This is a genomic window from Streptomyces sp. NPDC046759, assembly GCF_040645475.1.
In the GTDB taxonomy this organism is placed as follows: domain Bacteria; phylum Actinomycetota; class Actinomycetes; order Streptomycetales; family Streptomycetaceae; genus Streptomyces.
The window spans coordinates 38,323-49,464 of sequence record NZ_JBEYYJ010000026.1; the positions used below are offsets into that span (position 1 = coordinate 38,323).

Annotated in this window: 9 protein-coding genes and 2 pseudogenes; 6 read left to right on the forward strand and 5 right to left on the reverse strand. The window is 70.5% G+C overall.

Annotated features, from left to right (window positions below; all coding sequences use genetic code 11):
• Positions 1-47: 47 nt before the first annotated feature.
• Both ABZ919_RS30000 and ABZ919_RS30005 read left to right on the forward strand, forming a co-directional pair.
• Complete coding sequence (locus tag ABZ919_RS30000; protein WP_361253713.1) at positions 48-377, forward strand: helix-turn-helix domain-containing protein; 330 nt, start codon at positions 48-50, stop codon at positions 375-377.
• A gap of 1,063 nt (positions 378-1,440) precedes the next feature.
• Positions 1,441-2,007 (forward strand): hypothetical protein, encoded by a 567-nt coding sequence (locus ABZ919_RS30005; protein ID WP_361253715.1) that lies wholly within the window; start codon positions 1,441-1,443, stop codon positions 2,005-2,007.
• Positions 2,008-2,101: 94 nt separating this feature from the next.
• Here the strand turns inward: ABZ919_RS30005 and ABZ919_RS30010 are convergent, their stop codons facing one another.
• Positions 2,102-2,278, reverse strand: coding sequence for a hypothetical protein (locus ABZ919_RS30010; protein WP_361253716.1), 177 nt, complete (start codon positions 2,276-2,278; stop codon positions 2,102-2,104).
• Between the two features lie 318 nt (positions 2,279-2,596).
• A complete protein-coding gene (locus ABZ919_RS30015) occupies positions 2,597-3,172 on the reverse strand; it encodes a hypothetical protein (RefSeq protein WP_361253718.1) in 576 nt (191 codons plus the stop codon).
• 602 nt (positions 3,173-3,774) lie between these two features.
• Here ABZ919_RS30015 and ABZ919_RS30020 point away from each other — a divergent pair.
• Positions 3,775-3,879, forward strand: a pseudogene (locus ABZ919_RS30020) (DUF2637 domain-containing protein); the annotation flags it as partial.
• A pseudogene (locus tag ABZ919_RS30025) lies at positions 3,875-4,243 on the forward strand (tyrosine-type recombinase/integrase); the annotation flags it as partial. The pseudogenes ABZ919_RS30020 and ABZ919_RS30025, both read left to right, overlap by 5 nt.
• Positions 4,244-4,782: 539 nt before the next feature.
• On the opposite strand, the gene ABZ919_RS30030 reads toward ABZ919_RS30025, so the two are convergent.
• A complete protein-coding gene (locus tag ABZ919_RS30030; RefSeq protein WP_361253719.1) occupies positions 4,783-5,004 on the reverse strand; it encodes a hypothetical protein in 222 nt (73 codons plus the stop codon).
• A gap of 403 nt (positions 5,005-5,407) precedes the next feature.
• Here ABZ919_RS30030 and ABZ919_RS30035 point away from each other — a divergent pair, with 403 nt between their 5' ends.
• Positions 5,408-5,743 (forward strand): SpoIIE family protein phosphatase, encoded by a 336-nt coding sequence (locus ABZ919_RS30035; RefSeq protein ID WP_361253721.1) that lies wholly within the window; start codon positions 5,408-5,410, stop codon positions 5,741-5,743.
• Between the two features lie 92 nt (positions 5,744-5,835).
• Here ABZ919_RS30035 and ABZ919_RS30040 read toward each other — a convergent pair whose 3' ends face one another.
• Positions 5,836-7,380 (reverse strand): alpha/beta hydrolase, encoded by a 1,545-nt coding sequence (locus tag ABZ919_RS30040; protein WP_361253723.1) that lies wholly within the window; start codon positions 7,378-7,380, stop codon positions 5,836-5,838.
• Positions 7,381-7,533: 153 nt separating this feature from the next.
• Positions 7,534-10,548 (reverse strand): lysylphosphatidylglycerol synthase domain-containing protein, encoded by a 3,015-nt coding sequence (locus ABZ919_RS30045; protein ID WP_361253725.1) that lies wholly within the window; start codon positions 10,546-10,548, stop codon positions 7,534-7,536.
• Positions 10,549-10,734: 186 nt separating this feature from the next.
• On the opposite strand from ABZ919_RS30045, the gene ABZ919_RS30050 reads away from it, so the two are divergent.
• Positions 10,735-11,121 carry an MGMT family protein gene (locus tag ABZ919_RS30050; RefSeq protein ID WP_361253727.1) on the forward strand — a complete coding sequence of 129 codons (387 nt, stop codon included), beginning with the start codon at positions 10,735-10,737 and terminating at the stop codon, positions 11,119-11,121.
• Positions 11,122-11,142 lie beyond the last annotated feature (21 nt).

Consider the following 11,142-nt stretch of genomic DNA (forward strand, 5'->3'; position numbering starts at 1 on the left):
GTCATGTATCTGGCTTCGTCAATAAGGGGCCCTCTAAGATGCTGAGCATGGTTGGAGTGCCGGAACCTCACAGCGGATGGACGTTCATCACCAGCCACGCGCGCGTACTGGCGGCCATCGCTGACAACCCGAACGTCCGGATCCGCGACATCGCTGCCCGCTGCCGGCTCACGGAGCGCGCCGTCCAGCGCATCATTGCCGACCTCGAGCAGGACGGTTACCTCTCCCACACCCGTGATGGGCGCACGAACACCTACCGCATCGAGCCGGACAAGGTGTTGCGCCACCCGGCAGAAGCCGGCCTGCCCGTGGCCTCCCTGCTTTCCCTGCTCGTGCAGGACGAGACCGACCGCGCCGCAAAGCCGGTTTTCCAATAGCTGTCTCCGGTGAGCGCTGACGGTGCGTACCTCCTCAACCCACCACTCACCCCAGCTCGCATCCCGTACGCCGTCGACCCACACACCGTTGAGCGGGCGTGGTTCCTGGCGTCCAGGTGGAGCGCGGCACTGTACGTACGACCTGGACGCCAGGGGCCGCGTCTGCTCGGCTCTGCCTGGGTCGATGGTGTGCGGGATGCGAGCCCCCAGCATCAGCTACGACGGGCCCGCAGTCGGCGACGGCGCCCCCACCATCCCGGTGCCGGCCGATCCCCCGCCGGAGGCATCGTTCTGACCGTTAGCCGCCCATACGGTGCGGCCACCGCGGGTTCTCCCCCTCTCATGGCAACGGCCGCCGTCCGACCGGTGGCCTGGTGCGGGATCAGCGGGCCGTACGAACGTCCGCGCATCTGGCAGCGTCGGCCCGCATGCCACCGCCACCACGATCCGGCCTCTTTCGGTGACACAAAGCGTCTTTGACCTGCACCGTTGGGGATCACCGTTGGCCCCGTGCCCGTGTTGGAATGTGGCCGCTGCGTGCGGCGACGGACGGGCGGCGACGTGCGGCCGGTGGCGAAGACAGATGAGGCGGCGCGGCGGCGACCGGCCGGCGCCGCCGCGCTTGGCGCGGCCCTCGGGTCCTGATCCGACCTACTGGGTGTAGGCAACCGGGTGGAAAGGGGTTCGCGGTGGCCCCGGTGCCGGGGCGTTGGGGTCGAGCTGCTGTTGCGTCTTTCCCTTCCTGAGGCCGGATCGTGGTGGCGGTGGCATGGGGGCCGGGCGCGGCCGTTGATGCGCTTGGGCGGAGGGTACGGCGGTCGGGTTGGCGATGCTCCAAGAGCGCCGTTGGCCGCCGGACCAGCGAGCGAAGCGAGCCTTGATGATGTAGGGAAATTCGCACCGCACAGCGATCAGGGGACGGTGTCTTGGCTCGGTTGATGCTTGACGTTGTGGCTTCACCTGATGCTTGACACCGCTTGCCTCGGCTTGGCTGTATGCGTCTGCCCTGGGTGCGTGGAGGGATGGCGGAGTCACCGTCGGGGCCGCGTGGCAGGATTCCCAGATGACTGCTTCACTGCGCACTGTCGAGACCGTGTCCACGGTGGCAACCGACGCCGGAATGCTCGCTCTGTGGGACCCGCAGCGCTTCACCAGCATCGTTGATTACGACACCTGGGACCCGCAGCTCGGCGAGGACGAGGACGTTGAACGGCATATCCGTGCCGGCGCCCTCGTTCCCATCAACATCCGAAGTGACGGTGTGTTCGGGGTGCTGGTCAGGATAGGTGGCGTCGGTCTGCTTGCGCAGCTGACAGAGCGGGAGAGCAGGCACCGCCTCGTTACCTCGGACGCCTACCTTCTCCATTCGTCGGGACAGGTGTGGCTCAGCGGCATCGAGGCGGTGGGGGCCGAAGCATGGCCTGGAACCGTCCAGTGCGATCTGTCGGTGGGCCGCTATTCGGTAGTGATCCACTTGATTGCGTGGGAGGACGAACCGGGCAGCGTCAACGACGATGGCACGCCGTCCGAGACTGCTCTCTCCGACTTCGTCGTCCTCATCAACCCCGCCGTGTCGGAACAGGGCACCTACCGCTCCGCAGTGGAGACCTTCGACCAGTTGGAAGACTGACTGCCTAGGTCAGACGTCAAGCATCACGCGACGCCAACCCGTCAACCATCAACTGAGACTCGACAGCGATCAGGGGACGGCGGCTCCCGTGCCGCTACGCGGCAACACTGTTGGGCTGTTGCCCATGTTCGAGGTAGATCGGTGCGGTCCCTGATGATCGGGCCTCAACGGCGGCAAGGATCCGTCGTGCCAGGCGCGGAATCGTGCGGTCGGTGATCTCGTCGGGGGACAGGAACTCGAAGCTCTTCAGCTCGTCGGCCTGCAAGGTCACCCCGGCCAGGACTTCCGGCGTGAGCTGGCCGCCCTCGATCCCAGTACTCCTGGTAGGTGGGCTCCACCATGAGGACCCGCCCGCCGGCATCAAAGAAGAGCGCACCCGCGGCCATGCGCGGATGCGCCATCTTCGCTTCGTACTCACTCGCTGCCATGCAGCCGAGCCTACCTACCTCAGACGACGTGCAGCCGTCGGCGAGCTCCGCCAGTGTCCGGCTCGGTCGGCCATGCTGGTTCCGCACCCAGGTGAGCACAAGCTCACGGGCGAGGTAGTGGCTGTGGACCTGTTCCGGTGCCCACTGCTCGGCTTCGAGGATCACGACAGGGCGTCGTCCGTCCGGTTGTGCGCGCTGAGTGCTCGGGCTACTTCGAGGTTATGGCGCGTCCGGCGCTCGATGGGCAGGCCGTTGGTGTCGATCTGTGGGCCGAGGTCCATGGCCACCTGCATGTCTCCCAGCTCGGCCGCCGTAGCGACGCGATGAATGGCGACGTTGGTGGGCCCGAACGCCGTCCACATGTGGTTGGCGTCTCGTCCAAGCCGCTGCGCTGCTTGGTCTGCTTCGGCGAGGAATGTGCTGGCAGTGGCTCGGTCGTCGGCACGGGCGGCAGCGATCGATCCCGCGAGGAAGAGCGTCCCGTAGATCGACAGGAACTCCGCATCGGCGTCCCTGAGTGCGGGGCGAAGGCAGTCGGCCGCGTCGCCGACGAGCTGCACGGCGGCATCGAATCGGCCGTTGGAGAGGAGGCAGTGAGCCACGGAGCGGAAGAGTGACCCGGTCACGGCCATGTTGTCGGACTGCTGGGCGGCAGCCAATCCGCGGTCGGCAGCGATCCATGCGAGGTCGGTTTCGCCGACCTTGGTCAACACCATGGCGGCGCCCTGGTAGGTCATCGCCGTCGCGGGAGGTGACGCCGTACAGGGCGAACGAGTGCCGCAGCCGGTCACACGAGGCAGCCACGTCGAAGGCATCCAGTCCGCCGCCCAGCTGGCCGCCCGCACCCACCGCTGCAAGGTCCGCTAGGAGATCACCGCCACCCTCGTCCTGGCCGACGCGCTCATCACAGCCCAGGCAGGGCAAGGGCAGCTTTGCCGCTCTCCCAGGCGAGGGGGCCCCCGTCAGCTCGTCCCTGGCCGCGTCGCTGCCCGAGCCGCCGCCCGGCACCTCCCACGGCCGGGCGATCAGGCCCGTGAGCGCGACCGGCGTGCCCATGGCCAGCTCACCGGAGATGCCCGGCTCGGGCACGGTGATGGACAGGATCTCTACCTCGTCGTATCCGGCGGTGGCGACGTTGGCGCCGAGGGAGGCGACCAGGGCGATGAGGAACCAGCACCAGGCCAGCCGGGACGGCCCTCAGCGAAGCGGAGCCCGGAGTTCGAGCAGACGAGGACGGCGTCCGGTCGGATCGAGCGGGCCACGGTCACCACCCCTCGCCGGGGTACTCCGGAAAGGAGTGACCACCGAGGGCGAGCCGACACCCCTCGACGGGAAGACGGTGGGTCGCGAACCCGTCGCCGGCGCCCTGTCCTTCGCCCACCTGCACGACCTCGCCGCCGCGGCCGGACAGTCCGGCTGGAAAGCCTGGGCCTACCCCATCAGTCGACGGTCCGCCCGTGACGGCATCCTTGCTCTTCCATCGGGATCAGGGCCGTCCGGTCAACCGCAACGACTTCAACCGCTTGACTTGGCGCCCGGCTCTTGATGCGGCGGACGTCGCTCGCGGCCGGGCAAGCGGGATGCACGCGCTGAGGCACTTCTATGCATCCGTATTGCTGGACGCAGGGGAGAGCATCAAGGCTGTCTCCCAGTACCTGGGGCACCACGACCCGGGCTTCACCCTGCGGACGTACACGCACCTGATGCCCAGCAGCGAGAAGCGGACACGGGAGGCCGTGAACCGTGCCTTCGCGGACGGCCCGGTCACCGATGACGGCCCGACGACGGCCCAGGGGGAGGGAGAATGAAGGAAACATGCAGGTCATCCGGTACATGGCCTGACTTGCCGGTGTACTGATCACCGGCCTCGCCGACCGGCGAGGCCGACGAAGCCCACGGCTCTGACCAGATCAGATGCCGTGGGCTTCTGTCGTGGGCGGTCGACGTCGGGCGTCCTCGTGAGCTCAGGACCCAGTGGTGCCCGCACTCGGCGTCCGCGGGGTGCCGGCCGCGCCCCGCTGACAGTGTCGGGCAGCACGGACGGCGCCCCGGCCCTGCCGCCCGCGGCCGGTCGCCGGAGCCACCGTCATGCGTGGCGCTAGGCGGCCTTGGGCCGCGCCGCACGTGTGCCCGAGGCGGGCTCCTGAGCCTCCTCGAGCGGCCAGGCCTCGTCCGGACCGAAGTCAGGGGCCTGGAACGGATTGGTCGCCGGAGGCGGCGATCCCGCCGGGGAGCGGCGGGGTTGCCCTTCCGGGGCGGAGAACAGCGACGTCAGATCGATGAGAAGACTCTCTTTCGTTACCGGTCCGTGAGGGACCCGGATGTGCCGTGACCGGGCGCAGCGGTCCTACAGCTTGGTCATCTTGGCGTACGGGCTCAAGATCCGCATCTGTGCCGAGCCGAAGTCCACGAGCGCCGCGACTCCGTCCTCGATGCCGACGACCCGGCCGAGGCCGTACACGTCGTGGGTGACCTGGTCGCCCAGGGCGAAGTGCTTGGGAGCCGGTGTGACCGGGGCCTTGAAGGGGCTGGTAGGCAGATGACGCTTCGGCGCAGCAGACTTTGTCATGGCTCAGTATGCGCCCATGTGCGTCCCGTTCGCTGTGGCCGTCGGCACAGATCATCCCTGCACCCGGCACGGCGGACGCACACCCCGGGCATTTCACGTGGGCGCCGCCTCACTGAGCGGGGGGCGTCGGCGCACTGCCGTCTGGGGATACCGGGCGTATCGTCCGTATATGGGTGGCGCCAGGTGCGGCCGGTCCGGTATCGCGCTGCCGGAGCCGCCCTCTCGTCGCTGCCGGGTACCGCGCTCCCGCGCCATCGGCGGGCGGTGGGACGTACGCGACCCAGCTGCCGCGCCGGGCGGTGCTCGCCGGCCGGGAGCGGCCGGTACGCAGGTCGGTTCGGTCCCGGGCATCGGCGCAGACACGGCCTCCAGCCCGCCCGGCAGACACGGAGATCGCCGGCCGGTGCTGCACGGGAAGGTGACCGGTGCTGCACGGGAAGGTGAAGCGTGCCCCACACGGCCGCTGACGCCCGCTCCCCGGGATCCGGCCCGGACGTGCTGGGTCCTCCCGGACGGTCACACCGAGGTCCTCCAGCCGCCGCCCGGCCTCCTGCTCGGCATCGACCGCGCCGCCGACTACCCGGCGACGCACGTCCCACTGCCGCCCGGTGCCATGCTCGCCCTGTACACCGACGGACTCGTCGAAGCCCCCGGCACGGACATCGAGGACGCGATCACCGCCCTCGCCGGCTCGCGCACACCGAGGACCAGCCCGTGGGCGCCCTCGCCGACAGTCTGATCGCCCGCGCTCGGCGATCCGCACCGCGCAGCGACGACGTCGCCCTCCTCCTGATCGGCCCGCAGCGAACCGTCACCTGACGCGAGCCGGTTTCAGGAGCAGACCGTGCCGGTCTTCGGCTGCTTCCCTTCCAGCAGGTAGGCGTTGACCGCGTTCTGCACGCACTTGTTCTTGGTGTCGTACGCGCCGTGCCCCTGGCCCTTGTACGTCAGCTCGACGGCGACGCCCTTGCCGAGCGCCTCCACCATCTTCTTCGCGCCCTCGTACGGGGTCGCCGGGTCGCCGGTGTTGCCGACGACGAGGATGGGCGCCGAACCGGGCGCGCTGACGTCGGGGTGATCGGCGGCGCCCGCCACCGGCCAGTCGGTGCAGCTGACCAGCCCCCAGGCGAGGTAGTCCCCGAACAGCGGGGACGCGGCGCGGAATTCGGGCAGCGCGTGCTGGACGTGGTCGGCGGTGTAGCGCGGCTTCTCGTCGGCGCAGTTGATGGCGATGTTCGCCGCGGTGATGTTGCTGTACTCGCCGTCCTCGCTGCGGCCGTTCATCGCGTCGGACAGCAGCATGAGGATCCTGCCGTCGCCGCCGTACGCCTGCTCCAGTCCCTCGGTCAGGTACTCCCAGAAGTCCTTGGAGTACAGGGACTGTGCGATGCCGTTGGTCGCGGCGCTCTGGGTGAGCCGTCGTGGCGCGATGCCGGGGATCGGCGTCTTGTCCAGGTCGTTCAGCAGTTTCGCGATGTGGTCCTTCACCTCCTGCGGCGTGTCGCCGATCGGGCACTCCGTGGTCTTCGAGGTGCAGTCCTCGGCGAAGTTGTCCAGCGCCAGCTGGAAGCCCCTGGCCTGTCCGAGCGAGCTCTGCTCGGGGTTCTGCGTGGGGTCGATGACGCCGTCGAGCACGGCCCGGCCGACGTTCTTGGGGAACAGGTGGGCGTACACCCCGCCGAGTTCGGTGCCGTAGGAGATGCCGAAGTAGTGCAGCTTGGCGTCGCCGAGGACCTGGCGCATCAGGTCCATGTCGCGGGCCGCGTCCGTGGTCGCCACGTGCGGCAGGATCTTCCTGGAGTTCTTCTCGCAGGCCGCGTTGAACTGCTTGGTGCGGTCCAGCAGAGCGGTGCGCTCGGCACTGTCGTCGGGGGTCGCGTCCTGCTGGAAGAACGCGTCCAGCTGGGCGTCGCTCTCGCACTTCACCGGTGCGCTGCGGCCGACTCCGCGCGGGTCGAAGCTGACCAGGTCGTAGCGGGTGCGCAGGGCGGCGTAGTCGTCGCCGAACGCGGGCAGTGTGCTGATCCCGCTGCCACCGGGGCCGCCGAAGTTGAACACGAGCGAGCCGATCCGTTCGCTCGCCGGACCGCTGGCCTTGGCGCGGATCAGGGCGATGGGGATCGTGGCGCCCTTGGGCCTGCTCCAGTCCAGCGGCGCCATCATCGTGGCGCACTGCCATGTGCCGCCGCTCGGCAGCGGGGTCGGGGCGCTCCCTCCGCCCTCGGCCTCGGACGGTGCCGGGCACTCCTTCCAGTCCAGCTGCTGCCCGGTGAGGTCGCCGGGCTGCGTTCCGTCACCGCATCCGGTCAGGAGAGCGGACAGCAGCACGGCAGCCGTGGTCAGAGCGGCGGTGCGCAGCCGGGAGGGGTTCGCCATGCTTCCATCCTCCTGGCGCACACGCCGGGACGCGCGGGGCGCGTGCCGTACGAGGTACACGCACACCGTGCGGGCAGGCGGCGGCGCGCGTTTGCCGGGCCCTCGGGCCCGCCCGTTCCCTTCGGCACCCCTGTCCGTGGCGGTGGGGCCTGCCTACAAGGCTCCCTTGCGGGTGAGCTGGTTGAAGGCCAGCCAGCCCGGCAGCACCGGCAGCCACAGCGTCAGCAGTCGGTACAGCAGGACGGCCGGGGCGGCGACCTCCTTGGGCAGGCCGAAGGCGATCAGACCGAGCGTGAGGCTCGCCTCCACCGCGCCCACGCCGCCCGGGGTGGGCGCCGCGGACCCGAGCGCGTTGCCGGCCAGGAAGACGACGGCGACGCTGGCGATGCTCAGCGAGACCGAGCCGCCGCCGAACGCCCGGATCGAGGCGTCCAGGCACATCACGAAGCAGGCCGTCAGCAGGAGCATGCCGCCGATGCCGGTGACGAGTTTCTGCGGTCGCTGCAGCACGTCGAGCATGCGCGGTACGACACCGGCGAACAGCGACCGCACGCGCGTGACGACGAATTTCCGCAGGAACGGCACCGAGGTCACCACGAGCACCAGCACCGCCACGGTCAGCAGGCCGGCGATGACCGTCCGGGACGGCGACAGGGAGGGCGTCTTCTCGGTGCCGGTCAGGTAGCCGAAGGACAGCAGCATCAGGATGTGACAGCCGAGCCCGAACAGCTGCGACGCTCCGACGCTCGCCACCGCGAGACCCGCGCGCACGCCGGAGCGCTGCAGGAAGCGCGTGTTGAGGGCGACTCCACCCACCGCGGCCGGCGCCACGATCTTCACGAAGGACCCGGCGACCTGTGCCGCCACGGTCCTCAGGAACGGCACCCGCTCCGGCACGAACCCCAGCAGCGCCATCGCGGCGGCGACGTAACTGAGCGCGGAGAACAGCACCGCGGCGGCCACCCAGCCCCACTGGGCCTGCGCGAACAGTGTGCCGAACTCGATGTGGGTGAGCTGCGTCAGCAGGTAGTAGGCGCCGATCGCACCCGCGATGAAGCTGATGAGGGTGCGCGGCCGCACCCGCTCCAGCCGGGCCGGCTCCACGGGGGCCTGCGGCCTGATCCGCAGCACCTGGTGGCGGATCTGGGTGAGCAGGTCCTCCTCGCGTGCCTCGTCGAGGGCCTCGTCGATGGCCCGCCGCTCCGCGCGCTGCTCGGCGCGAACCGCCTTCTTGCCGGGCTTCTCGGCGTCGGCCGGGCTCGTTTCCGCCGCCTCCTCCAGGCGGGCCTGCTTGGCCTGCCGGGACGCCTCCAGGACCGCTTCCCGTTCGCGCTCGGCGCGCTCCCGCGCCAGCCGGCGCAGCGTCGCACGCGTGGAGCGGGTCAGCGCGATCGGCTGCAGCATCGGCAGACAGTCGGCGACCGCGTCGGGTCCGAGCACCCCGACCGCCGAGGCCACCGCACGCTCGGCCCCCACCCGCAGGGCGAGTGTCGTGACCAGCTGGGCCACGTCCATGCGCAGCAGCAGCTCGCCGGCCGCGATCTCACCACCGCGCAGCTCGGTGAGAATCACCCTGCCGGAACGATCCACCAGAATCGCGTCACCTGCCAGCCTGCGGTGCGCGATACGCCGCGACTGCAGCGCCCGCACCTGGTGCCAGGAGTTGCGCAGCAGCTCGTCGGTGATCTCCTCGTCGGCCAGCGAGTCCAGCATGCGCCCGCCGGTGTGCTCGTAGACGAGCATGACGGCGTCGGGGCCGAGTTCGGAGGTGGCGATCAGCTTGGGCGCGTTGGCGCCGGCGGCGATCGCCGCGTACGCCAGCAGCGCCTCCTGTTCCAGCGCCTGGCGCAGCGACTGGAGGCTGGAGCGGGTGGCGAAACCGCGCAGGGTGAGATTGCGCCACGCGCGATAGAAGAAGCCCTGCGCCTGCTGTTCCCGGTCCACGACCGTGACGTCCAGCGGCGGGCCGTCCTCCAGGGTGACGAAGTAGCGCCGGCCGCGGTCGCCGTTCTCCGTCTCCACGGCCTCCTCGCGGGCCGCGCTCACGGGGTGGAAGCCGACGTGCCGCAGGCCCGCCATCAGGGTCTGCCCGGTCGGGCGGACGTTGGGGGAGCCGACCGCGTACAGCGTGCCGTAGGCGATGGTCCAGCCGATCAGCACCGTCAGGATGATCGAGAACGGTGTCGTGTAGCCGGTGACCAGCATGGAGAACGCGTCGAGGAGCAGCACGATCCACAGCACCGCGCGCCATCTGGGCCGGCGGGACATGCCGACGGCCGTCATGTAGGCGATGACGGGGGCCAGATAGCCGTGCACCGGGTCGGTCAGGACGTGGATGTCGCTCGGGGAGGGCTGGGTGAGCGCCTCCTGGATCGAGCCCGGGGCGGCCCGCGCCACCCACAGGTCGGCCGCGAGGGTCACTCCGTGGGCGAGGACGGCCGCGAGGACGCCGTCGGCGATGCGCAGCCCGTCGCGTTTGATCAGCCGTTCGATCGCGAAGGCCACCGGCACCAGCAGGATCGCGATGCTGGACGCCAGGCCCGCGATCTTGATCAGCAGGTCGGGGGCCTGTCCGGTCCCCTTGTGGATGTCCTGTTCGAAACCCGAGGTGGTGCCGTGCGCGAACGCGGCGATCGCCAGCAGGACCGCGATGGCGAGCACGCCCACCAGGAGCCGCATGAGATCGGAGGGGCGGTGCACGCGCGCGGGAAGCAGCGGTTCGTCGCCCTCCACGGCTTCGGCGTGCGGGTCGTCGTCCGCGCAGGGACCGCGGTCGGGGGACGACTCCTGGCGGACGCGCGCCTCCCTGGCGTCGTCCGCACCGTCCTCGCGTGCGCGTGGCTCGTCGCTTCCGCGGGCTGCGTCGCCCGTACGCGCGCGTGTGTCGTCGCTTTCGGCGCCCGTACGCGTGCCTGAGCCGTCGCTTTCGGTGCCCGTGGGTGCGCGTGTGTCGTCGCCTTCCCGGGGCGCGCCACCCGGACGCACGCCCGGGCCCCCGGTCTCGTGCGCGCGCGTGCCGGCGTCCTGCGTGCCCTCGTGCCGACGTGCACCGGAGCCTTCCTGCTGCGGATCTCCGCTGCTCTTGGCCGCGCCGGCGGCGGTGTCGGGGCGCGCGGCGGCGTCAGGGGTGCCCGCCTCGCCGTCGGGGTGCACTCCCTGCTGCTTCATGGTCTCTTCTTGGTCTCGTATCACCAGTCACCGCCCGCACGATGGTGGCATGCCCCACCGACACACGCGGGCATCAGGGTGTGGATGCGCGGGCGCACAGTCTGCCGCAAGCGCCGTTCCGGAGCGAGAGGGCCGCTCCTCACGGGGGGCGCCGCGATGTCGGTGGGGTGCGGCAGGATGGGACGAATGAGCGAGCAGAGCCCTGCCGAGGACACCCGCGAGGAGTACGCGCACGCGCTGCCCGTGTACGCCGAGCGGGTCCTCGAGGTCGCCGAGCGGATCCCTCCGGGGCGGGTCATGACGTACGGCGACGTCGCCGAGTGGCTCGAGGAAGGCGGACCGCGCCAGGTCGGCCGGGTGATGTCGCTCTACGGAGGCGCCGTGCCGTGGTGGCGGGTCGTACGCGCCGACGGGGCGCTGCTGCCCGGCCACGAATTGCGCGCGCTCGCCCACTACCGCGCCGAGGGCACGCCGCTGAAGGAGGCGGCCAGGAGCGCCGAGGGGCATCTGCCGCGGCTCGACATGCGGCGGGCCCGATGGGACGGCGGGGCGGGCGCGGAGGGTCACACCTGACAGCTTCCGCCATCGGAGGCC